Origin of the sequence: Pseudomonas sp. BMW13 (assembly GCF_013357275.1) — a bacterium.
GTDB lineage: Bacteria > Pseudomonadota > Gammaproteobacteria > Pseudomonadales > Pseudomonadaceae > Aquipseudomonas > Aquipseudomonas khazarica.
Window position 1 is genome coordinate 94,205 of record NZ_SUKD01000006.1, and the last position, 21,448, is coordinate 115,652.

At 64.7% G+C, this 21,448-nt stretch carries 23 protein-coding genes; 12 read left to right on the forward strand and 11 right to left on the reverse strand.

All coding sequences use genetic code 11. The annotated features are described in order from the left end of the window. Nucleotides 1-16 precede the first annotated feature (16 nt). From E4487_RS06720 to tldD, 3 genes are read left to right on the forward strand one after another with little or no spacing between them, the layout of a single operon-like run. Nucleotides 17-3,838, forward strand: coding sequence for a YhdP family protein (locus tag E4487_RS06720; RefSeq protein ID WP_175252993.1), 3,822 nt, complete (start codon nt 17-19; stop codon nt 3,836-3,838). Between the two features lie 49 nt (nt 3,839-3,887). Next, nucleotides 3,888-4,736 carry a carbon-nitrogen hydrolase family protein gene (locus E4487_RS06725; RefSeq protein ID WP_037046457.1) on the forward strand — a complete coding sequence of 283 codons (849 nt, stop codon included), beginning with the start codon at nt 3,888-3,890 and terminating at the stop codon, nt 4,734-4,736. Nucleotides 4,737-4,738: 2 nt separating this feature from the next. After that, nucleotides 4,739-6,181 (forward strand): metalloprotease TldD, encoded by a 1,443-nt coding sequence (gene tldD / locus E4487_RS06730; protein ID WP_175252994.1) that lies wholly within the window; start codon nt 4,739-4,741, stop codon nt 6,179-6,181. A gap of 11 nt (nt 6,182-6,192) precedes the next feature. Here the strand turns inward: tldD and yjgA are convergent, their stop codons facing one another. Then, nucleotides 6,193-6,711 (reverse strand): ribosome biogenesis factor YjgA, encoded by a 519-nt coding sequence (gene yjgA, locus E4487_RS06735; RefSeq protein ID WP_037046464.1) that lies wholly within the window; start codon nt 6,709-6,711, stop codon nt 6,193-6,195. Nucleotides 6,712-6,842: 131 nt separating this feature from the next. Between yjgA and pmbA the strand changes: the two genes are divergently transcribed. The 6 genes from pmbA to E4487_RS06765 all read left to right on the forward strand — a co-directional run bounded on the left by pmbA (nt 6,843) and on the right by E4487_RS06765 (nt 12,104). After that, nucleotides 6,843-8,189 carry a metalloprotease PmbA gene (pmbA, locus tag E4487_RS06740; RefSeq protein WP_037046469.1) on the forward strand — a complete coding sequence of 449 codons (1,347 nt, stop codon included), beginning with the start codon at nt 6,843-6,845 and terminating at the stop codon, nt 8,187-8,189. Nucleotides 8,190-8,325: 136 nt separating this feature from the next. Continuing rightward, a complete protein-coding gene (locus tag E4487_RS06745; protein ID WP_037046475.1) occupies nt 8,326-8,718 on the forward strand; it encodes a hypothetical protein in 393 nt (130 codons plus the stop codon). Nucleotide 8,719: 1 nt separating this feature from the next. After that, nucleotides 8,720-10,099, forward strand: a complete 1,380-nt coding sequence (gene fumC / locus E4487_RS06750) for a class II fumarate hydratase FumC (RefSeq protein ID WP_175253092.1) — start codon at nt 8,720-8,722, stop codon at nt 10,097-10,099. 29 nt (nt 10,100-10,128) lie between these two features. Beyond that, the gene (locus tag E4487_RS06755) at nt 10,129-10,566 is read left to right on the forward strand and encodes a tetratricopeptide repeat protein (RefSeq protein WP_134676877.1); all 438 of its coding nucleotides are present in this window, start codon (nt 10,129-10,131) and stop codon (nt 10,564-10,566) included. A 12-nt stretch (nt 10,567-10,578) separates the two neighbouring features. Then, a complete protein-coding gene (locus E4487_RS06760) occupies nt 10,579-11,190 on the forward strand; it encodes a superoxide dismutase (protein WP_037046481.1) in 612 nt (203 codons plus the stop codon). 14 nt (nt 11,191-11,204) lie between these two features. Next, nucleotides 11,205-12,104, forward strand: a complete 900-nt coding sequence (locus E4487_RS06765; protein ID WP_256663067.1) for a ZIP family metal transporter — start codon at nt 11,205-11,207, stop codon at nt 12,102-12,104. Between the two features lie 32 nt (nt 12,105-12,136). Here the strand turns inward: E4487_RS06765 and E4487_RS06770 are convergent, their stop codons facing one another. The 10 genes from E4487_RS06770 to E4487_RS06815 all read right to left on the reverse strand — a co-directional run bounded on the left by E4487_RS06770 (nt 12,137) and on the right by E4487_RS06815 (nt 19,121). Continuing rightward, nucleotides 12,137-12,409 (reverse strand): HPr family phosphocarrier protein, encoded by a 273-nt coding sequence (locus tag E4487_RS06770; protein WP_175252995.1) that lies wholly within the window; start codon nt 12,407-12,409, stop codon nt 12,137-12,139. A gap of 14 nt (nt 12,410-12,423) precedes the next feature. Then, entirely contained in the window at nt 12,424-13,281 is an 858-nt protein-coding gene (rapZ, locus tag E4487_RS06775; RefSeq protein ID WP_047586945.1) for an RNase adapter RapZ, read from the reverse strand. Between the two features lie 2 nt (nt 13,282-13,283). Further along, the gene (gene ptsN, locus E4487_RS06780; RefSeq protein ID WP_047586948.1) at nt 13,284-13,748 is read right to left on the reverse strand and encodes a PTS IIA-like nitrogen regulatory protein PtsN; all 465 of its coding nucleotides are present in this window, start codon (nt 13,746-13,748) and stop codon (nt 13,284-13,286) included. Nucleotides 13,749-13,760: 12 nt separating this feature from the next. Continuing rightward, nucleotides 13,761-14,069, reverse strand: a complete 309-nt coding sequence (gene hpf / locus E4487_RS06785; RefSeq protein WP_037046497.1) for a ribosome hibernation-promoting factor, HPF/YfiA family — start codon at nt 14,067-14,069, stop codon at nt 13,761-13,763. 98 nt (nt 14,070-14,167) lie between these two features. After that, nucleotides 14,168-15,661 carry an RNA polymerase factor sigma-54 gene (locus E4487_RS06790; RefSeq protein ID WP_037046500.1) on the reverse strand — a complete coding sequence of 498 codons (1,494 nt, stop codon included), beginning with the start codon at nt 15,659-15,661 and terminating at the stop codon, nt 14,168-14,170. Nucleotides 15,662-15,797: 136 nt separating this feature from the next. Next, nucleotides 15,798-16,523, reverse strand: a complete 726-nt coding sequence (gene lptB / locus E4487_RS06795; protein WP_037046502.1) for an LPS export ABC transporter ATP-binding protein — start codon at nt 16,521-16,523, stop codon at nt 15,798-15,800. Further along, nucleotides 16,523-17,065 carry a lipopolysaccharide transport periplasmic protein LptA gene (gene lptA, locus E4487_RS06800; RefSeq protein ID WP_037046505.1) on the reverse strand — a complete coding sequence of 181 codons (543 nt, stop codon included), beginning with the start codon at nt 17,063-17,065 and terminating at the stop codon, nt 16,523-16,525. The genes lptB and lptA overlap by 1 nt, the downstream gene beginning before the upstream one ends. Then, the gene (gene lptC / locus E4487_RS06805; RefSeq protein WP_037046507.1) at nt 17,052-17,618 is read right to left on the reverse strand and encodes an LPS export ABC transporter periplasmic protein LptC; all 567 of its coding nucleotides are present in this window, start codon (nt 17,616-17,618) and stop codon (nt 17,052-17,054) included. Before lptC ends, lptA begins: the two co-directional genes overlap by 14 nt. 7 nt (nt 17,619-17,625) lie before the next feature. Further along, complete coding sequence (locus E4487_RS06810) at nt 17,626-18,147, reverse strand: HAD family hydrolase (protein WP_037046510.1); 522 nt, start codon at nt 18,145-18,147, stop codon at nt 17,626-17,628. Beyond that, nucleotides 18,147-19,121 carry a KpsF/GutQ family sugar-phosphate isomerase gene (locus E4487_RS06815; protein ID WP_152487931.1) on the reverse strand — a complete coding sequence of 325 codons (975 nt, stop codon included), beginning with the start codon at nt 19,119-19,121 and terminating at the stop codon, nt 18,147-18,149. The genes E4487_RS06810 and E4487_RS06815 overlap by 1 nt, the downstream gene beginning before the upstream one ends. A 241-nt stretch (nt 19,122-19,362) precedes the next feature. On the opposite strand from E4487_RS06815, the gene E4487_RS06820 reads away from it, so the two are divergent. From E4487_RS06820 to mlaD, 3 genes are read left to right on the forward strand one after another with little or no spacing between them, the layout of a single operon-like run. Continuing rightward, entirely contained in the window at nt 19,363-20,172 is an 810-nt protein-coding gene (locus E4487_RS06820; protein WP_150608148.1) for an ABC transporter ATP-binding protein, read from the forward strand. Then, a complete protein-coding gene (gene mlaE, locus E4487_RS06825; RefSeq protein ID WP_037046520.1) occupies nt 20,172-20,969 on the forward strand; it encodes a lipid asymmetry maintenance ABC transporter permease subunit MlaE in 798 nt (265 codons plus the stop codon). The genes E4487_RS06820 and mlaE overlap by 1 nt, the downstream gene beginning before the upstream one ends. Continuing rightward, nucleotides 20,969-21,439 carry an outer membrane lipid asymmetry maintenance protein MlaD gene (gene mlaD, locus E4487_RS06830; RefSeq protein WP_134676872.1) on the forward strand — a complete coding sequence of 157 codons (471 nt, stop codon included), beginning with the start codon at nt 20,969-20,971 and terminating at the stop codon, nt 21,437-21,439. The genes mlaE and mlaD overlap by 1 nt, the downstream gene beginning before the upstream one ends. Nucleotides 21,440-21,448: the final 9 nt, after the last annotated feature.

The window sequence follows — 21,448 nt, forward strand, 5'->3', positions numbered from 1 at the left end:
CGCCGCGAGCGCTGAGGTGAACGGCCTGGTGCGCCTGTTCACCACCTTGCTGCGCTGGGGGCTGGGTGTCCTTGCCGCGCTGCTGGTGCTGGCGGCGCTGTACGTCAGCCTGGGGCGCGAACTGGTGCCGCTGGTGGCCGAGTACCGCCTCGAACTGGAGGACAAGGCCAGCGCGCAGCTGGGCGTGCCCGTACGTATCGGCCGGCTCGAAGGGCGCTGGCAGGGGTTCTCCCCGGTGCTGCTGGCGCACGATGTGCGCCTGGGCGCAGAGGACGACGGGCTGAGCCTGGAGCGCGTACAACTGGTGCCCGATGTGCTGGCCAGCCTGCTGGCACGCCAGCCCCGCATCGCCCACCTGCAGTTCGACGGTTTGCAGCTGAACCTGCAGCAGGACAGCGAAGGGCGCTGGCATCTGCAGGGTTGGCCACAGCGCGGCGAGCGGCAGATGGATGTCGAGCAGCTGTTGCGGCAGTTGCAGGCGGTGCGGCGGGTCAGCCTGTTCGACAGTCGCGTGGTGCTGCAGCCGCTCGATCAGGAACCGTTGCTGCTCAGCTACGTCAATCTGAGCCTGAGCTACGGCAGCAGCCGGCAGCGCCTCGACGGCCGCCTGCTGCTCCCCGACGGCCAGCCGGTCGCCCTGCGGCTGCGCACGCGCATGCAGCCCGAGACCTGGCGCGAGACGGAGTCCGAGCTCTACCTGAGCCTGCCGCAGAGTGACTGGGCAACGTGGTTGCCCAAGTCGCTGCTGGGCGACTGGCAGGTGCAGCGTCTGCAGGCCGGTGGCGAACTCTGGCTGCAAGGGCGTGGGCTGGCCCTTGATAAAGCTGCGCTGCGCCTGCATGCGCCCGAGCTGGTGGGCGGTCGGGCCAAGCGTGAAGCCGTGACCCTCAAGGACCTGGCCTTCAACGCCTTCTTCGAACACGACGAGCAGGGCATGCGCGGGCAGATCGACTCCCTGGCCATGACCCATGGCGAGCAGCGCATCGGCGAGTTGCACCTGAACCTGAAACAACTCGATGGCGGCGAGACCGACGAGCGCTGGGCGCTGACGGCTGACCGTCTCGACCTGGCGGCCTGGGCGCCGCTGGTGCAGGCGCTGGCGCCCATGCCCGACGCGGCCCACGACGCCCTGGTCGCGCTGGCGCCCGTCGGCGTGGTCAACAACCTGTTGCTCGACTACTACCCGCAGCACCAGGGTGCCGAGCGCCTGCGCTTCGCTGCCAATCTGCAGCAGGTGGGCGTCCAGGCCTACCACGGCGCGCCGGCTGCCGAAAATGTCAGCGGCAGCGTCTCCGGCAACCTGTTCAAAGGCGAGTTGCGCCTGAACAGCGAGAACTTTGCCCTGCACCTGAATGAACTGTTTCCCAAACCCTGGCGCTATCGCCATGCCCAGGCCCGCCTGAGCTGGGACTGGAGCGAAGCCGGCCTGACCCTGTACAGCCCCTACATGCGTGTCGACGGCGAGGAAGGGCAGGTTGCGGGTGACATGCTGATCCGCCTGCTGCGAGATCCCGAGGCCGAGGACTACATGGACCTGCGTGTCGGTCTGCGCGACGGCGATGCGGCCTTCACCGAGAAGTACCTGCCGAGTCTCTCGCCCGGCATGAGCCCGGAACTCGATCATTGGCTGAAAACGGCGATTCGTGCCGGCCACGTCGAGGAGGGCTACTTCCAGTACCAGGGCTCGTTGCACAAGGGTGCACCGCTGGCGGCGCGCAGCCTCAGCCTGTTCTTCAAGGTCAGGGATGCCGAGCTGGCCTTCCAGCCTGGCTGGCCATCGCTGCGTGACGGCGCCGGCGAAGTGCTGATCGAAGATGATGCCGTGCGGGTGCGCCTGCAGCAGGGGCGCCTGCTCGACAGTCAGGTCACGGACGTGAGCGCCAACATCCCGCTGCTGCATGACGGCAAGGCGCCGCACCTGTACCTCGATGGCGACGTGCAGAGCAGCCTGAGCGATGCCATCAAGCTGCTGCAGGAGGCGCCTCTGGGCACCTCGCAGATCTTCGCCGGCTGGCAGGGCGAGGGGCCGCTGGCCGGGCGCCTGAAGCTGGATATCCCGCTGCACAAGGGGGATGCCCCGGTCGTGGTAGTGGACTTCGCCACCGAAGGCGCGCGTCTCAAGTTGCCCAACCCGGACCTGCAGCTGAGCAAGGTGAAGGGCGCGTTTCGTTTCGACAGTGCGGCGGGCCTCAGCTCGCCCGACGTGCGTGGCGAGGTGTTCGGGCGCCAGGTGCGCGGCAAGATCAGTGCCGAGGGCTCGCGCGGTCAGGCCAGAACCCTGTTCGATCTGCGCGGGCAGGTGCAGGTCGACACTCTCAACAAATGGTTGAATGGTCCGCAGGCGCTGCCTGTCAGCGGCCTGCTGCCCTATCGCCTGCGCCTGACGCTGGATGGCGACGACAGCCAGCTGCGCGTCGATTCCAATCTGCTCGGGGTGAATGTGGCGCTGCCCGCGCCCTTCGGCAAGGGCGCCGAGCAGGAGGCCTATGCCGACTGGCGCATGACGCTGTCCGGCAAGGAGCGCCGCTACTGGGCCGACTATCGCGGGCTGGCCAGCCTGAACCTGGCGGCGCCGCCGACGGCACTGGCCGAGGGCCGTGGCGAGCTGATGCTGGGCGGGGCGCCCGCCCGGCTGCCCACCAGCCAGGGCCTGCGTGTGCGTGGTCGCCTGGCCGAGCTGGACCTGGATGCCTGGAAGCAGTTCATCGCGGATCACCCGCTGAAGGTGGACGCTGACAGCCAGCGCCTGTTCCGCAGCGCCCAGCTGGATATCGGCCGTTTCAAGGGCTTCGGCCAGGAAGTCGAGCAGCTCGCCGTCGGCCTCGAGCGAGAGTCTCAGGGCTGGGCGCTGCAGCTCGACAGCGCATTGGCGAGCGGGCGGGTGGTGCTGGCGGACGCCGAGGGCGTACCCATCCAGGTCGACTTGCAGCATGTCAGCCTGCCAGCTCCGGCCGCCGATGCTGCGAGCGTCACCGATGCCCCGGACCCTCTGGCGAATGTCGACCCCCGGCAGATTCCGGCGCTGGATATCAGGATCGACCGCGTACAGCGGGGTGACAAGGTGCTGGGGGCCTGGTCGCTGAAGGTTCGGCCCGAGGCGCAGGGGGTGCGCTTCGACGAACTCGACCTCGACCTGCGCGGGCTGAAGATCAGTGGCAGCGCCGGCTGGCGCGGCACGCCAGGCAACCTCCAGAGCTGGTACAAGGGCCGCCTGCACGGCGAGGACCTTGGCCAGGTACTCAAGGCCTGGGATTTTGCGCCGAGCGTCACCAGCGAGCGCTTCCGGTTGGATGTCGATGGCAACTGGCCGGGCTCGCCGGCGTGGTTCTCCCTCAAGCGGTTCTCCGGCAACCTCGACCCGTCGCTGCGCAGCGGCCAGTTCGTCGAGGTGCAGGGTTCGGCACAGGCCTTGCGGGTGTTCGGCTTGCTCAACTTCAATTCGATCGGCCGCCGCCTGCGTCTGGATTTCTCCGACCTGCTGGGCAAGGGCCTCAGCTACGACCGGGTCAAGGGCAACCTGCAGGCGACCGATGGCGTGTTCGTCACGCACGAGCCGATCACCCTGACAGGGCCCTCGAGCAACCTGGAACTCAATGGCAACCTGGACATGCGCAACGAGCGCATCGACGCCAAATTGCTGGTGACCCTGCCGGTGACCAACAACCTGCCGCTGGCGGCGTTGATCGTCGGTGCGCCGGCCATCGGCGGTGCACTGTTCGTGGTGGACAAGCTGCTGGGCGACAAGGTGGCGCGTTTCGCCAGCGTGCAGTACGACGTCGACGGCCCGCTGCAGGATCCCAAGATCAGCTTCGACAAACCCTTCGAGAAACCGCAATGAAGCGCCGCCTTGGCGTACGCTGTCAGCACCGGAGGCAATGAGCGCAGCCATGAATCTTGCCGTGATACAGATGGTCAGCCAGGCAGAGGTGCGGGCCAACCTCGCGCAGGCTAGGCGTTTGCTGGAGCGTGCCGCACAAGGTGGTGCGCGCCTTGCCGTGCTGCCGGAAAACTTCGCGGCCATGGGCCGGCGCGACCTGGCCGCCATCGGGCGTGCCGAGGCCATGGGCGAGGGGCCGATTCTGCCCTGGTTGAAACAGACCGCCCGTGACCTCAGCTTATGGATAGTGGCCGGTACGCTGCCGCTGCCACCGGATGACGACCGCGACGGCAAGCCACGGGCCTGTTCGTTGCTGATCGATGAACAGGGTGAGCGTGCCGCACGCTATGACAAGCTGCACCTGTTCGATGTCGACGTGGCGGACAATCGTGGCCGCTATCGCGAATCGGACGACTTCGCCCATGGCGAGCAGGTGGTGGTGGTCGACACGCCGGTCGGTCGGCTCGGGCTGACGGTATGCTATGACCTGCGTTTCCCCGAGCTGTATGGCGCGCTGCGTGAAGCCGGAGCCGAGCTGATCAGCGTGCCGGCGGCATTCACCGCGGTGACCGGCGCGGCCCACTGGCAGGTGCTGACCCGTGCCCGCGCCATCGAGACCCAGTGCTACCTGCTGGCGGCCGGTCAGGGCGGGGAACACCCCGGGCCACGCTGGACGTTCGGCCATTCGGCCATCATCGACCCCTGGGGGGGCGTGCTGGTCGAGCAGGATCAGGGCGAAGCCGCCTTGCTGGCTTCACGCGATGGCGCCGAGCAGGCGGCCATTCGCCAACGCATGCCGGTGCAGCAGCACCGCCGTCTTTTTTCATCGGGCGTCGCACGCCCGATCGTTGTGGAGTGACCATGAATACGATGTTGCAATCCGTCAGCGAGCACCTGCTCGCCCCAGGCGACCTGACTCTGGATAGCCTCGGCTCGGTGCTGGGTGAGGTCGCCGGGCCGGGTATCGACGCGGCTGATCTGTATTTCCAGAGCCAGGTATCCGAGTCCTGGGTGCTGGAGGACGGGATCGTCAAGGAGGGCAGCTTCAATCTCGATCAGGGCGTCGGCGTGCGTGCGCAGTCGGGCGAGAAGACCGGCTTCGCCTACAGCAACGCGATCAGCCTCGATGCGCTGCAGCAGGCGGCGCGTGCGGCGCGCTCGATCTCGCGCGCCGGCCAGCAGGGGCGCGTGCAGGCCTTCGTCAGCCCGCAGGTGACCCAGCTGTATGCCCGGGACAATCCGCTGGATGTCATCGACCGGGCCGAGAAGGTCGAGTTGCTGCAACGCATCGATCGCGCCACGCGTGCGCTGGACCCGCGCATCAAGCAGGTGACCGTGAGCCTGGCCGGGGTCTGGGACCGCATCCTGGTGGCGGCCCATGATGGCAGCCTGAGCGCCGACATCCGCCCGCTGGTGCGTTTCAACGTCAGCGTCATCGTCGAGCAGAACGGCCGTCGTGAGCGTGGCGGGCATGGCGGTGGCGGACGCACCGACTACCGCTATTTCCTCAGCGAGGATCGCGCCATGGGCTATGCCCGTGAAGCGCTGCGCCAGGCGCTGGTCAACCTGGAAGCCGTTGCCGCGCCTGCCGGGACCCTGCCGGTGGTGATGGGCGCGGGCTGGTCGGGCGTGCTGCTGCACGAAGCGGTAGGCCATGGCCTGGAAGGCGATTTCAACCGCAAGGGCAGCTCGGCGTACAGCGGCAAGGTGGGCGAGAAGGTCGCGTCCAGCCTGTGCACCATTGTCGATGACGGCACCCTGGCCGAACGTCGCGGCTCGCTCAGCGTCGATGACGAAGGCACGCCGACACAGTGCACCACGCTGATCGAGAACGGCGTGCTCAAGGGCTACATGCAGGACAAGCTCAACGCCCGCCTGATGGGCGTCGCCGCCACTGGTAACGGCCGGCGCGAGTCCTACGCGCATCTGCCGATGCCGCGCATGACCAACACCTACATGCTGGCTGGCGAGAGCGATCCGGAAGAAATCATCCGTTCGGTGAAGAAGGGCATCTATTGCGCCAACCTGGGCGGTGGCCAGGTGGACATCACCAGTGGCAAGTTCGTGTTCTCCACCAGCGAGGCCTACCTGATCGAGGACGGCAAGATCACTGCGCCGGTCAAGGGCGCCACCTTGATCGGCAATGGGCCGGAAGCCATGAGCCGCGTGTCCATGGTCGGCAACGACCTGGCCCTGGACAGCGGCGTCGGCACCTGTGGCAAGGACGGCCAGTCGGTGCCGGTAGGCGTTGGTCAGCCGACGCTGAAGATCGATGCGATCACGGTCGGCGGTACCGGTGCCTAGAGGGTGCGAGGTCAGCGCAGGCCGCGCTGGATCTCGTCGAGTTCACGGATGTACTTGAACACCTTGCGTGCGGCCGCCGGCGGTTTGTTGCGCGCGGCCTCGTGCTGGGCATGACGTATCAGGCTGCGCAGGTGCTGGCGGTCCGCGTCGGGGTAGAGCTCGAAAAAGCTTTCCAGGGCGCTGTCGCCTTCGCCGATCAGGCGGTCGCGCCAGCGCTCGAGGGCGTGAAAGCGCTCGTTGTATTCACGGGTGGAAGTGTCCACCTGGTCGATCATGGCGAGGATCGCCTCGACATCCTGTTCACGCATCAGCTTGCCGAGGAACTGGATGTGGCGTTTGCGCGCCGCGTTGGCCGTATGCTTCGGCGCTTCGGCCAGTGCCCGGCGCAGGGCGTCGGTCAGCGGCATCTTGGCCAGCAGGTCGGGTTTGAGCGTGGTCAGTCGCTCGCCGAGTTCCTGCAGGGCATGCAGTTCGCGCTTGACCTGGGATTTGCTCTTCTCCAGGGAGAAGTCGTCGAAAGAATCAGACATGGGGCGGGTCCAGATGGAAACGCCGCCATGATAACAGCAGCTGCGAGCTTCAAGCTTCAAGCGAAAAACGGGTTCGGCGTTTTTCTTGTAGCGAGGAGCTTGTAGCTTGAAGCTGCTTTTTAGGAGTCGTTATGAGTGAGTTAGAACAGATCGGGCCGCAGGCCTTGCCAGAGCTGCAGCAGCAGGTCGAGAGCATTCTTGCCGAGGCGGCGCGCCAGGGTGCCAGTGCGTGCGAAGTGGCGGTCTCGATCGGCCAGGGACTGTCGACCACGGTGCGTCAGCGCGAAGTGGAAACCGTGGAGTTCAACCGCGACCAGGGCTTCGGCATCACCCTGTACGTCGGCCAGCGCAAGGGCTCGGCCAGTACCTCGGCGACCGGCCTCGACGCCGTTCGCGAGACGGTGGCGGCGGCGCTGGCGATCGCCAGGCACGCATCCGAAGACGAATGCGCCGGCCTGGCCGACGCGGCGCTGATGGCGCGCGAGTTGCCGGAACTGGACCTCTATCACCCCTGGGCGATCAGCCCGGAGCAGGCGGTGGAGCAGGCGCTGGCGTGCGAAGCGGCGGCCTTCGCTGCTGACCCGCGCATCAGCAACGCCGATGGCACCAGCCTCAACACCCATCAGGGTTGCCGCGTGTACGGCAACAGCCATGGCTTCATCGGCGGTTACGCCAGCACCCGGCACAGCCTGAGCTGCGTGATGATCGCCGAGGGCGAAGGGCAGATGCAGCGTGACTACTGGTACGACGTCAACCGCCAGGGCGAGTTGCTGGCCGACGCCGCCGGTATCGGCCAGCGCGCGGCGCAACGTGCCGTCAGCCGCCTGGGCGCACGCCCCGTGCCGACATGCGAAGTGCCGGTGCTGTTCGCAGCGGAGCTCGCCGGGGGGCTGTTCAGTCACCTGCTGGCAGCCATCTCCGGTGGCAACCTCTATCGTCACTCGTCCTTCCTGGAAGGGGCGCTCGGCCAGCGCCTGTTCCCCGAGTGGCTGAGCCTCGATGAGCGTCCGCACCTGCCGCGAGCCCTGGGCAGCGCTGCGTTCGATGGCGACGGCCTGGCCACCTATGCCAAGCCATTCGTGGACAAGGGCGAACTGGTGTCCTACGTGCTCGGCACCTACTCCGGCCGCAAGCTGGGCCTGCCCAGCACGGCCAACTCGGGGGGCGTGCACAACCTGTTCGTCACTCATGGCGACGAGGACCAGCAGGCGCTGATCCGGCGCATGGGGCGCGGGCTGCTCGTGACCGAGCTGATGGGGCAGGGGCTCAACCTGGTGACCGGCGATTATTCGCGTGGCGCCGCCGGTTTCTGGATCGAGAACGGCGAGATCCAGTTCCCGGTGCAGGAAGTCACCATCGCCGGCAATCTGCGCGACATGTTCGCCCAGATCGTCGCGGTCGGCAGCGATCTGGAGCGCCGTGGCAACATCTGCACCGGCTCGGTACTGATCGAGCGGATGACGGTCGCCGGCAGCTGATCCCCAGGCCGACCGCCGCGTCGGCTTTTCTCGTTGCGCGCCCGCTGCACGGTGCGCAGCGAAGCCCACACGGATTGCGTGTTGATTATCTCATGAGAATGGGAATAAATATCATTACGTAATCTGGTGGGCCTCTATGCACAATCCCTACTCCTCGCTCTGTCTCGACTGCTGGCACTGGCAAGGTCTGCGCATTCGCTGCGCGCTGCTGCCGGACGACCCGCGCCTGTTCGATTTCCACGAGGCGCAGGGGCGTCAGCTGGTCGCGCAGGGGCGCCTGGACGCCTGGCGGATGTGGTGGCACCTGGCGCAGTTGCTGCTCGACAGCGCTGCCGATCCGGCATTGCCCTGGCATTGGCGCAGCCAGTGCCTGGACCGTGCCTGGCGCCCCCTCTACGCCCTGCAGATGCTCGCCAGTGATCGCCGCCGCCTGCTGCGCCTGGATGCATTGCGCAGCCGCCTGGCCCACCTGCGCCTGGCGCCATCGCTTTCCTACGACGAATCAGCTGAGGGACCATCCCATGCTTGAAATGACTGCTAGCACCCGTATCGAACGCGACAGCATGGGGGAGCTGGCCGTACCCGGTGGCGCGCTCTATGGCGCACAGACGCAGCGCGCGGTGAACAACTTCCCGATCTCCGGGCAACGTATGCCGGCCGCTTTCGTGCGTGCGCTGATCCTGGCCAAGGCGGCTGCGGCGCGGGCCAACGTCGAGTTGCAGCAGCTCGATGCGCCGATGGGCGATGCCATTGTCAGCGCCTGCCAGCAACTGCTCGACAGCGATTTCATGGCGCATTTCCCGGTGGACGTGTTCCAGACCGGCTCTGGCACCAGCTCCAACATGAACGCCAACGAGGTGATCGCCACCCTGGCCAGCGACCTGCTGGGCGATGCGGTCAGTGCCAACGATCACGTCAATTGCGGGCAGAGCAGCAATGACATCATTCCCACGACCATTCACGTCAGCGCCGCCATCGAGCTGCATGAGCGCCTGCTGCCGGCGCTTGGCCACCTGCTGCAGGCGCTGTGCGAGAAGTCGCTGGAAGTGCGCCCTTACGTGAAGACCGGGCGGACCCATCTGATGGACGCCATGCCGGTGCGCATGAGCCAGGTGCTCGACGGCTGGGCGCAGCAGATCCAGGCCAATATCGAGCACCTGCGTCATCTGCAACCCTCCCTGCAGGCGCTGGCCCAGGGCGGTACGGCGGTGGGCACCGGGGTCAACGCGCACCCGCGCTTTGCCGAGCAGTTCTGCCAGGAGCTGAGCACCCTGAGTGGTCTGCCTTTCACCACCGGCACCAACTTCTTCGCCCTGATCGGTTCGCAGGACACCGCCGTTGCCGTCTCCGGTCAGCTGAAGACGGTAGCGGTGTCGTTGATGAAGATCGCCAACGACCTGCGCTGGATGAATTCGGGGCCTCTGGCCGGCCTGGCCGAGATCGAGCTGGAGGCCTTGCAGCCTGGCTCTTCGATCATGCCGGGCAAGGTCAATCCGGTGATCCCGGAAGCGACCGCGATGGTGGCGGCGCAGGTGATCGGCAACGACGCGGCCATCGCCATCGCCGGCCAGTCCGGCAACTTCGAGCTCAACGTGATGCTGCCGCTGGTGGCCGACAACCTGCTGTCGAGCATGCAGTTGCTGAGCAATGCCAGCCGCCTGCTGGCCGACCGGGCGATCAGCAGCTTCAAGGTCAACCAGCCGAAGCTCAGGGAAGCGCTGGAGCGCAACCCGATTCTAGTTACCGCGCTCAACCCGCTGATCGGCTACCTCAAGGCCGCGGAGATCGCCAAGCAGGCCTACCGCGAACAGCGGCCGATCATCGATGTGGCGCTGGAGCACACCGAGCTGAGCCGTCAGCAACTCGAGCATCTGCTCGACCCGGAGAAACTCACCGCAGGCGGTCTGTAAATCCACTGGCGAGCAGCCGGGAGGTAACCATGGAGCACTGGAAACACATCATCGAAGCGGGCAACCGCTGCTTTCGGGACGGCGACTGGGTGCAGGCCCGCGAGCTCTATCTGCAAGCCCTGGCCGAGGCTCAGGTGCTGTTCGGGCGCTGGCACGAGCACAACATGGCAGTGGCCGCGTTCGTGATCTCGCACCACAACCTGGCCGATCTGCATCTGACGTTGGGCCAGCCGGAGGAGGCGGCGGAGAACCTCTGCGCCAGCCATGAACGCCTGTTGCAGACCCTGGGCGACGCGCAGCAGCCCCAGGCACTGCGGGATATCGCCATGCATCACAGCCGGCGTACCTACATCGAACTGCTGCGGTTCATCGCCGAGCACGGCGCATTCCCGCGTACCGACCGCTTGCTGGGGGCGCCGAGCAGGCGTCAGCAGCACCTGGCCTGCAATGGCCGTCACTGTCACTGAAGGATGACGTCAATGCCTTATCAGCTTCCGCCGCTGGCCTACGCCTACGATGCCCTGGAGCCGCATATCGATGCGCAGACCATGGAAATTCACCACACCAAGCATCATCAGACCTATATCAACAACCTCAACGCGGCGCTGCAAGGTACGGCGTACGCCGAGCAGGACGTCGAGCACTTGCTGCGTCAGGTCAGCGAGCTGCCGCAGAGCCTGCAGGGCGCGGTGATCAACCAGGGGGGTGGCCACGCCAATCACAGCCTGTTCTGGCAGGTGATGTCGCCCAGCGGAGGCGGCGTGCCCGAGGGGGAACTGGCGTTGGCGATCGATACCGAACTGGGTGGTTTCGCGGCATTCAAGGAGGCCTTCACGCAGGCGGCGCTGAGTCGTTTCGGCAGTGGCTGGGCCTGGCTCAGCGTGACGCCGCAGCGCAGGTTGCTGGTCGAGAGCAGCGCCAATCAGGACAGTCCGCTGATGCACGGCAACACGCCGATTCTCGGGCTGGACGTCTGGGAACATGCCTACTACCTGCGTTACCAGAACCGCCGGCCGGAATACATTGGTGCCTTCTACAACGTCATCGACTGGGCGGAAGTGGCGAGTCGATTCCGACGGGCGTCGAGCTGAGGATGCGCCTGGTGATGCTGCGGCGAACCTTGCTGAGCCCCTCGGCAGCCGCCAACGGACGAGTACTGCGCTATCTGCTGGGTGGGGCCATCCTGTTCAGCGGTGCGTTGCTGCTGTTCATCCAGTCGACTGCGCTGCTCGACCCGCACGCGCAGCCGCGCTTGATGGATGCCTTGCAGGGCGGGCTGTTGTGCGCGCTCGGCACGGCGTCAGGCGCGCTGCCGGTATTGTTCATGCGCGAGTTGTCCCAGCGCTGGCGTGACCGTCTGCTCGGCTTCGGTGCCGGTGTCATGCTTGCGGCGGCAGTGTTCTCTCTGTTGATACCGGCGCTGGACGTGGCGCGCACACAGGGGTTCGGCCCCTGGTCGGCTGGCGCGCTGGGCAGTGCTGGCCTGTTGCTGGGCGCGGCTGGGTTGCTCGGTTTGGCGCGTTTGCTGGACGCGCGACAGTGCCTGCCGGATACGCAGGCCGGTCTGACGCCGGGCGTGCTGCTGTTCGTCATCGCCATCATGCTGCACAACGTACCGGAAGGGATGGCTGTCGGTGTTGCTGTCGGGGCCGGACTGAGCGGCGCCGAGGGCCTGGTGATCGGTATCGCCCTGCAGGACGTGCCGGAGGGGCTGATCGTCGCCCTGGTGCTGGCCAGTGCCGGTATGGGGCGGGGTAGGGCGGTGCTGATCGGCGCGGCGTCCGGGTTGGTCGAGCCGCTGTTCGCGGTGCTCTGCGCCTGGGTGGTGAGCCTGTCGCAGTTACTGTTGCCTTGGGGGTTGGCGCTGGCTGCGGGGGCCATGCTGGTCGCCGTGACTCACGAAGTCATTCCCGAGTCGCACGGCAACGGTTATCGCGGCGATGCCAGTCTGGCACTGGCGATGGGCTTCTGCCTGATGATGGTGCTGGATACGGCCCTGGCCTAGAACTGAAGAGCCGGGTGCAACTGGTCGCGGCCTTACTCGCCTTCCTCGAAGTAGTTCTCGATCAGGCCGACCAGGGCTTCCATCGCTTGCTGCTCCTGTTCGCCTTCGGTCGACAGGTGCACATCGGTGCCCTTGCCGGCCGCGAGCATCATCACAGCCATGATGCTCTTGCCATCGACCAGGCTCTCGGGGCTTCTGCCAATGCGCACCTGGCAGGGGTAGGTCGTGGCCACGCCAACGAACTTGGCCGCAGCACGTGCGTGCAGGCCGAGCTTGTTGATGATGGTGATATCGCGTGCTGGCATCGCGGCGGGGCTCCTTAGCTGAGGTCGCGGTGACGCACCTGGACGTTCTTCAGTTTCTCTTTCAGTGCCTGGCTCAGGCGGCTGGCCAGGTAGACCGAACGGTGGTGACCGCCGGTGCAGCCGATGGCGACGGTCACGTAGGCCCGGTTGCTGGCGGCGAAGCGGGGCAGCCACTTGTCCAGATAGACGAGAATGTCCTGATACATTTCTTCCACTTCCGGTTGCGCCGCCAGGTAGTCGATCACGGGCTGGTCGAGGCCGGAGTAGTCGCGTAATTCGGGTTTCCAGTATGGATTGGGCAGGCAGCGGGCGTCGAACACCAGGTCGGCGTCCACCGGCATGCCGCGCTTGAAGCCGAAGGACTCGACCAGAAATGCCGTGCCGGTCTGCTCCTGGCCCAGCAGGCGGAGCTTGAGGGCATCGCGCAACTGGTACAGGTTCAGGCGTGTGGTGTCGATCCTCAGGTCGGCGCGATCGGTGATCGGTGCCAGCAACTGGCTTTCGTAGGCGATCGCCTCGGCCAGCGAGCGGTTGTCATTGGTCAGCGGGTGGCGCCGGCGGGTTTCCGAGAAGCGCTTGAGCAGGGTGTCGTCTTCGGCATCGAGATAGAGCACGTCGCAGCGAATGTTGCGCTGGCGTACTTCATCGAGCAGCTCGGGAAAACGCTTGAGCTGGCTCAGCAGGTTACGTGCATCGATGGATACCGCGACCTGTGGCAGGAGCATGTCGCTGTGCGGCAGAAAGCGTTCGGCGAGATCAGGCAGGAGGCCGGCTGGCAGGTTGTCGATGCAATAGAAGCCGTTGTCCTCAAGGACATCGAGGGCGGTGCTCTTGCCCGAGCCCGAGCGACCGCTGACGATGATCAGGCGCATGCTTATTGACCGTTCTGAGTGTCCACGACCACTTGGTAAAGGTCTTCGCCGCTTGAGGCATGGCGCAGACGTTCACGTACGTCGCCGCGGTCGAGCATGCTGGCGATCTGGCGTAGCAGCTCGAGGTGAGCGTCGGTTGCGGCTTCCGGCACTAGCAGTACGAACAGCAAGTCGACCGGGGCGCCGTCGATGGCGTCGAAGTCCACTGCGGTGTCCAGATGCAGCACGGCGCTGATCGGTTCACTGCAGCCAGCCAGGCGACAGTGAGGAATGGCGATGCCGTTGCCGAAACCGGTCGAGCCGAGTTTCTCGCGGGCAATCAGGCTTTCGAAAATGTCCTGGGCATCCAGGTCGGGAAGATCGCGGGCGACCAGGTTGGCGATCTGTTCGAGCACGCGTTTCTTGCTGCCGCCCGGCACGTTCACCAGGGAACGGCCGGGGGTCAGGATGTTTTCAAGTCGGATCATGGATGGGGAATGTCAGCGGGCCGTGGCGCCTTGCAGGCGGTCGAGCTGCTTTTCCTTGTGCTTGATAAGTTGACGGTCAAGTTTGTCGGCCAACAGGTCGATGGCTGCGTACATGTCCTGATGTTCGGCGTTGGCGACCACTTCGCCGCCTGCAACGTGCAGAGTCGCCTCGATCTTCTGCTTGAGTTTCTCGACCTCCATGGTCACCTGAACGTTGGTGATCTTGTCGAAGTGGCGTTCCAGTCGGCCCAGTTTCTCGCCGATATAGTCACGCAGGGCGTCGGTCACATCCAGCTGATGTCCACTGATGTTGACTTGCATACCGCTTTCTCCTTGTTGCCTTGTGTAAGAGACGGGTCTCGTGCGACCCGCCACCGGAACACGTTGGCTTGGAGGCCCAGGCCTCCAATCGATCTGGCCTACATCAGTCGCTTGCGCTCACTGGAGGGCGCTATGCCGAGGGACTCGCGATACTTGGCGACCGTCCGACGGGCGACTTGGATGCCTTGTGCCTCCAGTAAACCAGCGATCTTGCTGTCACTCAACGGCTTTTTCGCGTTTTCTGCAGCGACCAGTTTCTTGATGATTGCGCGGATCGCGGTGGACGAGCATTCGCCCCCTTCGGAGGTGCTGACGTGGCTGGAGAAGAAGTATTTCAGCTCGTAAATGCCACGCGGGGTGTGCATGAACTTCTGCGTGGTCACGCGCGAGATGGTCGACTCGTGCATGCCGACCGCTTCGGCGATGTCGTGCAGGACCAGCGGTTTCATCGCCTCGTCGCCGTAGTCGAGGAAGCCGCGCTGGTGCTCGACGATCTGCGTGGCCACCTTCATCAGCGTTTCGTTGCGGCTTTGCAGGCTCTTGATGAACCAGCGCGCTTCCTGCAGCTGGTTGCGCATGAAGGTGTTGTCGGCGCTGGAGTCGGCTCGCTTGACGAAGCCCGCGTACTGCGCGTTGACGCGCAGGCGTGGCATGGCTTCTTGGTTGAGCTCCACCAGCCAGCGATCGTTGTGCTTGCGCACGATCACGTCCGGTACCACGTATTCCGGCTCGCTGGATTCGATCTGCGAGCCGGGGCGCGGATTGAGGCGCTGGATCAGTTCGATGACCTGACGCAGTTCGTCTTCCTTGAGCTTGGTGCGCCGCATCAGCTGGGCGTAGTCGCGGCTGCCGAGCACTTCGAGGAAGTCACTGACCACGCGCTGCGTTTCGCTCAGCCATGGCGTGCCGGCAGGCAGCTGGCGCAGTTGCAGCAGCAGGCACTCGCGCAGGTCGCGCGCGCCGATGCCGGCCGGCTCGAACTGCTGGATGCGATGCAGGACGACCTCGACTTCGTCCTGCTCGATGTCGAGTTCAGGGTCGAAGGACTCGGTGACTTCCTCGAGGGTCTCTTCGAGGTAGCCGTCGTTGTTGATGCAGTCGATCAGGGTGGCGGCGATCAGGCGGTCCTTGTCGGACATGGGCGCCAGGTTCAGCTGCCAGAGCAGGTGGCTCTGCAGGCTCTCGCCGCTGGAGGTACGGGTGGTGAAGTCCCACTCGTCATCGTCGTTGCTCGGCAGGCTGCTGGCGCTGGTCTGGTAGACGTCTTCCCAGGCCGTGTCGACCGGCAGTTCATTGGGTATGCGCTCTGCCCACTCGCCTTCTTCCAGGCTGTCCACCGTCGGGGTGGATTCCTGGTAGCTGTCTTCCTTGCTGGGGGTGGGGGCGGCGCTTTCCGCGCCGTCGGCCATGGGGTCGCTGTTGTCGAAGTCGTCGCCGTCTTCCTGGCGCTCGAGCATGGGGTTGGATTCCAGTGCCTCCTGGATTTCCTGTTGCAGGTCCAGGGTCGACAGTTGGAGGAGGCGGATAGCCTGTTGCAGCTGCGGTGTCATCGTCAGCTGCTGGCCCATCTTGAGGACTAGCGATGGTTTCATTGCAGACCTTAATTTACTGGCGAGTTACGCCTTCCACATCAGGGCGCCGAAGCGCCGCCAGGAAGCAAATTATATGCCTGAATTTCTCGTTCTTGCCTAGGGGGTGCAATATTTCTGTAGCGAAATAGCCTGCGCCCTACAGGCGGAACTCGTGGCCCAGATACACCTCTTTCACCGTCTGGTTGGCGAGGATGGTCTCGGCGTTGCCTTCGGCGATCAGCTGACCGTCGTTGACGATGTAGGCGGTTTCGCAGATGTCCAGGGTCTCGCGCACGTTGTGATCGGTGATCAGGATGCCGATGCCCTTGGCCTTGAGGTGATGGATGATCTGCTTGATGTCACCCACCGAGATCGGGTCGACGCCGGCGAAGGGTTCGTCGAGGAGGATGAACTTCGGGTTGGTGGCCAGGGCGCGAGCGATCTCCACGCGACGCCGTTCACCACCGGACAGGCTCATGCCCAGGCTGTCGGCGATGTGGTGGATGTGGAACTCCTGCAGCAGGCTTTCCAGTTCGGCCTGACGTCCGGCGCGGTCGAGATCCTTGCGGGTCTCGAGGATGGCCATGATGTTGTCGGCTACCGACAGCTTGCGGAAGATCGAGGCTTCCTGCGGCAGGTAGCCGATGCCGGCGCGAGCGCGGCCATGCATGGGCTGATGGCTGACGTCGATGTCGTCGATCAGTACGCGGCCCTGATCGGCGCGTACCAGGCCGACGATCATGTAGAAGCAGGTGGTCTTGCCGGCGCCGTTGGGGCCCAGCAGGCCGACGATCTGCCCGCTTTCGATGCTCACGCTGACGTCGCGCACGACCTGGCGGCTCTTGTAGCTTTTCGCCAGATGTTGGGCTTTGAGAATGGCCATTACTGCTGTGCCTGATCCGCGGGTTTGTTCTTCGGTTGGATGACCATGTCGATGCGCGGGCGCGGCGTGCTGACATTGCTGCCAGTGGCGCGGCCTGCGTTGACGATCTGGCGGCGGGTGTCGTAGACGATCTTCTCGCCTTCGAAGGTATTGCCTTCCTGGATCACCTTGGCCTGATCGATCAGCACGATGCGTTCGTTGCTGGCGAAGTACTGGATCGTCTTGCCGTAGGCCTTGACGATGTCCTTGTCCACGTCCGGCTTCTGCTCGTAGTAGGCGAGGTTGCCCACCGAGGTGAACACGTCGATGTCACCGCTGGCGGTCTGGGTGATGGTGACGGTGTCGCCGGTGATCTTCAGGGTGCCCTGAGTGATGATCACATCGCCGCGATAGACTGCGACGCCCTGCTTGTCATCCAGCTCGGCCGTGTCGGCCTGGATGCGGATCGGCTGGTCGCGATCCGATGGCAGTGCCCAGGCGGCCGCGCTTCCCAATGCGGCGCCGAGGCTGAGAATCAGGGGGAGGGTGTTAACGAACCTCATGCTGGCCTCTTACGTTGGACTGCAGGATCATCCTGCCGTCATTCAAGTACGCTTTCATTCCTTGTGCCGTGGTCACCCCATTGGCCGCGACGATTCTAACGGCTTGCTTGGTCTGCGCATATTCCTTGTCGGGAATTACGGTCATGCGGCTGCTGGTGATGATGGTCGGGCGGTTCTTGGCATCGGTACGCGCGATGCGCACATCGTCGATCAGCTCCACCTCGGTGCCGCCGGGGGAGACCTCGGCGCGCTGGCTGGTGACTTTCCAGGGCAGTTCGCTGCCGCGGTAGAGGTCCAGCTTGGGGGTGTCGACCAGGGTGATGTCGGTGCTCTTGACGTGCTCGAGCTTCTCCGCGGTCATGCGGTAATGCAGCTTGCCGTCATCCTGGTACTGCACGGTGCGCGCACCCAGGACGTAGAAGTCGATGGCGTCGTCGTTGCTGGCCTGTTGCGGCTTGTGGGCGTTTTCCGGGGCGATGTTCCAGTACCCGAGGGCGGCCACGACGGCTGCGATCAGGGCGAAAATCAGAGTGTTGATGGCTTTGCGCAGCATGCTTGGCTCACAGGTAGGCGGCTTGAGCCGCATCCAGCGTGCCCTGGGCACGCATGATCAGTTCGCAGAATTCCCGGGCGGCGCCTTCCCCGCCGCGCGCCTGGGTCACGCCATGGGCGTGCTGGCGCACGAAGCTGTCCGCGCTGGCCACGGCCATGCCCAGGCCGACGCGACGGATGACCGGCAGGTCAGGCAGGTCATCGCCCAGGTAGGCGACCTGCTCGTAGTCTAGGCCGAGTTCGGCGAGCAGGCCGTCGAGAACGACGAGCTTGTCTTCACGGCCCTGGAACAGGTGCTGGATGCCGAGGTTGTTGGCGCGGCGCTCGACCACCGGGGTCTTGCGCCCGCTGATGATGGCGGTACGCACGCCCGAGCCGATGAGCATCTTGATGCCGTGACCATCGAGGGTGTTGAAGGTCTTGAACTCGCTGCCGTCTTCGAGGAAGTACAGGCGGCCGTCGGTGAGTACGCCATCGACGTCGAAGATCGCCAGCTTGACGGCGCGTGCTCGCTGCAGCAGGTCGTTCATCACATCACCCCCGCGCGCAGCAGGTCGTGCATGTTCAATGCGCCGACCGGGTTGTCCTGGTCGTCGACGACGACCAGAGCATTGATCTTGTGGTCTTCCATGATCTTCAGGGCCTCTGCCGCGAGCATTTCTGCGCGGGCGGTCTTTCCATGCGGGGTCATCACGTCATCGATCAGTGCCTGGCGCACGTCGATGCCCTTGTCCAGCGTGCGACGCAGGTCGCCATCGGTGAAGATGCCGGCCAGGCGGCCATCACTCTCCAGCACCACGGTCATGCCCAGGCCTTTCTGGGTCATTTCCAGCAGTGCGTCACGCAGGCTGGTGCCGCGGTGCACGCAGGGCAGTGCGTCGCCCTTGTGCATGACGTTCTCCACTTTCAGCAGCAGGCGGCGGCCAAGCGCGCCGCCCGGGTGGGAGAAGGCGAAGTCTTCGGCGGTGAAGCCGCGAGCTTCCAGCAGGGCGATGGCCAGGGCGTCGCCGAGTACCAGGCTGGCGGTGGTCGAGGAGGTCGGTGCCAGGTTCAGCGGGCAGGCTTCCTGCGAGACGCTGGCATCGAGATTGACCTCGGCGGCCTGGGCCAGTGGCGAGTTCGGGTTGCCGGTCATGCTGATCAGGCGAATGCCGAGGCGTTTGATCAGCGGCAGCAGCGTGACGATCTCCGCCGTGGAGCCGGAGTTGGACAGGGCCAGGACGATGTCGTCGCGGGTGATCATGCCCATGTCGCCGTGGCTGGCTTCAGCCGGGTGGACGAAGAACGCCGTGGTGCCGGTGCTGGCCAGGGTGGCAGCGATCTTGTTGCCGATGTGCCCGGACTTGCCCATGCCGACCACGACCACGCGGCCCTTGCAGTCCAGGATCAGCTCGCAGGCCTTGACGAAATCTGCGTCGATACGAGGCAAAAGTTCCTGTACTGCTTCGATCTCGAGGCGAATGGTGCGCAGCGCGGAATCAATCAGGTCACGGGTCTGGTTCATGCTAAACAGGGGCTTCGGGCGAAAAAGACGAGGATTATAAACGGAAATGCTTGCAACGCTCACCTTTGCTGAGTGTGCGTAACATCGAAGCTGTCGCAAGTCTGAACGCTGGCGCGCGTCGCTATTGGGCGGTAACTCCAGCCAGTGCTATAGTTCGCGGCCATTTCGGCCATCTTGCAGGTGTGTCCCAGTAGGTGGGAGATGGCGTCTGCCAGGAAGGCCAGTTTTTCAAGGAGTTCAGATGAGCGCCGAGCACGAGTATGCGATCGAGCTGCAGGGCGTTAGCTTCAAGCGTGGCGCGCGGTCGATCTTCGACACGGTCGATATCCGCATACCGCGCGGCAAGGTCACCGGCATCATGGGGCCGTCCGGTTGCGGCAAGACCACGCTGCTGCGGCTGATCGCCGCCGAGTTGCGTCCGTCCGCCGGTGATGTCCGCGTCGCGGGCGTCAGTCTGCCGAAGCTGTCGCGCGATGAGCTGTTCGACATGCGCAAGCAGATGGGCGTGCTGTTCCAGAGTGGCGCGCTGTTCACCGACCTCGATGTCTTCGAGAACGTCGCCTTTCCGTTGCGCGTGCACACCAAGCTGCCCGAAGAGATGATCCGCGACATCGTGCTGATGAAGCTGCAGGCCGTCGGCCTGCGTGGCGCGCTGGAGCTGATGCCGGACGAGCTGTCCGGCGGCATGAAGCGTCGTGTGGCCCTGGCGCGTGCCATTGCGCTGGACCCGCAGATACTGCTGTACGACGAGCCCTTCGTCGGCCAGGACCCCATCGCCATGGGCGTGCTGGTGCGCCTGATCCGCCTGCTCAATGACGCGCTGGGAATCACCAGTGTGGTGGTCTCTCATGACCTTGCGGAAACCGCCAGCATTGCCGACTACCTCTATGTCGTCGGTGATGCGCAGGTGCTGGGGCACGGCACTCCGGCCGAGCTGATGGAGTCGGATAACCCGCGTATCCGGCAGTTCATGAAAGGCACGCCGGATGGTCCGGTGCCCTTTCATTATCCGGCGCCGGATTACCGCGAAGATCTGTTGGGGAGAGGTTGATGCGCAGAATTTCACCGCTCGAACGGCTGCGTCTGTTCGGTCGTGCGGGTATCGATGTGGTGGCGACGCTGGGACGCTCGATGCTGTTCCTGGTGGGCGCGCTGTTCGGCCGCAACCGCGCCGGCAAGCCGATGCAACTGCTGATCAAGCAGCTGTTCGCCGTCGGCGTGATGTCGCTGGCGATCATCGTCGTCTCCGGCGTCTTCATCGGCATGGTGCTGGCCCTGCAGGGCTACAACATCCTGGTCAGCTATGGCTCCGAGCAGGCCGTGGGGCAGATGGTCGCCCTGACCCTGTTGCGTGAGCTTGGCCCGGTGGTGACTGCGCTGCTGTTCGCCGGACGTGCCGGTTCGGCGCTGACCGCCGAGATCGGCAACATGAAATCCACCGAGCAGTTGTCCAGCCTGGAAATGATCGGTGTCGATCCGCTCAAGTACATCGTCGCCCCGCGCCTCTGGGCTGGTTTCATCTCCATGCCGCTGCTGGCGATGATCTTCAGTGTCGTCGGCATCTGGGGCGGGGCCATGGTCGCCGTCGACTGGCTGGGAGTCTACGAGGGCTCGTTCTGGTCCAACATGCAGAACAGCGTTTCCTTCTATGACGATGTGCTCAACGGCGTTATCAAGAGCATCGTCTTCGCCTTCGTGGTGACCTGGATCGCCGTGTTCCAGGGATATGACTGCGAGCCCACGTCCGAGGGGATCAGTCGCGCCACTACCCGTACCGTTGTCTATGCCTCGCTGGCCGTGCTGGGGCTGGATTTCATTCTGACCGCTTTGATGTTTGGAGATTTCTGATGCAAAACCGCACGCTGGAGATTGGTGTCGGTCTGTTCCTGATGGCAGGTGTGCTGGCCCTACTGCTGCTGGCCCTGCGCGTCAGCGGCCTGAGCGTCGGATCGGCGGGTGACACCTACAAGGTCTATGCCTATTTCGACAACATTGCCGGCCTGACCGTGCGCGCCAAGGTGACCATGGCCGGTGTCAGTATCGGCAAGGTGACGGCCATCGACCTGGATCGTGACAGCTATATGGGGCGGGTGACCCTGGAACTCGACGGTAACGTCGACAATCTACCCGAGGACTCCACTGCGTCGATTCTGACCGCAGGGCTGCTCGGCGAGAAATACATCGGCATCAGCGTGGGTGGTGAAGAGACGGTGCTCAAAGACGGCAGCACCATCCACGACACCCAGTCGTCGCTGGTGCTGGAAGACCTGATTGGCAAATTCCTGCTCAATTCGGTCAATAAAGACGAAGCCAATTGATGAGGGCTC

Bases quoted from the DNA above. Each gene is read 5' to 3' on its own strand.
- hpf (WP_037046497.1), bottom strand. From the start codon at position 14,069: ATGCAAGTCAACATCAGTGGACATCAGCTGGATGTGACCGACGCCCTG.
- pmbA (WP_037046469.1), top strand. From the start codon at position 6,843: ATGAGTGAGTTAGAACAGATCGGGCCGCAGGCCTTGCCAGAGCTGCAG.
- E4487_RS06755 (WP_134676877.1), top strand. From the start codon at position 10,129: ATGGAGCACTGGAAACACATCATCGAAGCGGGCAACCGCTGCTTTCGG.
- lptC (WP_037046507.1), bottom strand. From the start codon at position 17,618: ATGCTGCGCAAAGCCATCAACACTCTGATTTTCGCCCTGATCGCAGCC.
- E4487_RS06815 (WP_152487931.1), bottom strand. From the start codon at position 19,121: ATGAACCAGACCCGTGACCTGATTGATTCCGCGCTGCGCACCATTCGC.
- ptsN (WP_047586948.1), bottom strand. From the start codon at position 13,748: ATGATCCGACTTGAAAACATCCTGACCCCCGGCCGTTCCCTGGTGAAC.
- rapZ (WP_047586945.1), bottom strand. From the start codon at position 13,281: ATGCGCCTGATCATCGTCAGCGGTCGCTCGGGCTCGGGCAAGAGCACC.
- fumC (WP_175253092.1), top strand. From the start codon at position 8,720: ATGACTGCTAGCACCCGTATCGAACGCGACAGCATGGGGGAGCTGGCC.
- E4487_RS06765 (WP_256663067.1), top strand. From the start codon at position 11,205: ATGCTGCGGCGAACCTTGCTGAGCCCCTCGGCAGCCGCCAACGGACGA.
- mlaE (WP_037046520.1), top strand. From the start codon at position 20,172: ATGCGCAGAATTTCACCGCTCGAACGGCTGCGTCTGTTCGGTCGTGCG.
- E4487_RS06770 (WP_175252995.1), bottom strand. From the start codon at position 12,409: ATGCCAGCACGCGATATCACCATCATCAACAAGCTCGGCCTGCACGCA.
- yjgA (WP_037046464.1), bottom strand. From the start codon at position 6,711: ATGTCTGATTCTTTCGACGACTTCTCCCTGGAGAAGAGCAAATCCCAG.
- E4487_RS06745 (WP_037046475.1), top strand. From the start codon at position 8,326: ATGCACAATCCCTACTCCTCGCTCTGTCTCGACTGCTGGCACTGGCAA.
- E4487_RS06820 (WP_150608148.1), top strand. From the start codon at position 19,363: ATGAGCGCCGAGCACGAGTATGCGATCGAGCTGCAGGGCGTTAGCTTC.
- E4487_RS06725 (WP_037046457.1), top strand. From the start codon at position 3,888: ATGAATCTTGCCGTGATACAGATGGTCAGCCAGGCAGAGGTGCGGGCC.
- E4487_RS06790 (WP_037046500.1), bottom strand. From the start codon at position 15,661: ATGAAACCATCGCTAGTCCTCAAGATGGGCCAGCAGCTGACGATGACA.
- tldD (WP_175252994.1), top strand. From the start codon at position 4,739: ATGAATACGATGTTGCAATCCGTCAGCGAGCACCTGCTCGCCCCAGGC.
- E4487_RS06810 (WP_037046510.1), bottom strand. From the start codon at position 18,147: ATGAACGACCTGCTGCAGCGAGCACGCGCCGTCAAGCTGGCGATCTTC.
- E4487_RS06760 (WP_037046481.1), top strand. From the start codon at position 10,579: ATGCCTTATCAGCTTCCGCCGCTGGCCTACGCCTACGATGCCCTGGAG.
- lptB (WP_037046502.1), bottom strand. From the start codon at position 16,523: ATGGCCATTCTCAAAGCCCAACATCTGGCGAAAAGCTACAAGAGCCGC.
- lptA (WP_037046505.1), bottom strand. From the start codon at position 17,065: ATGAGGTTCGTTAACACCCTCCCCCTGATTCTCAGCCTCGGCGCCGCA.
- mlaD (WP_134676872.1), top strand. From the start codon at position 20,969: ATGCAAAACCGCACGCTGGAGATTGGTGTCGGTCTGTTCCTGATGGCA.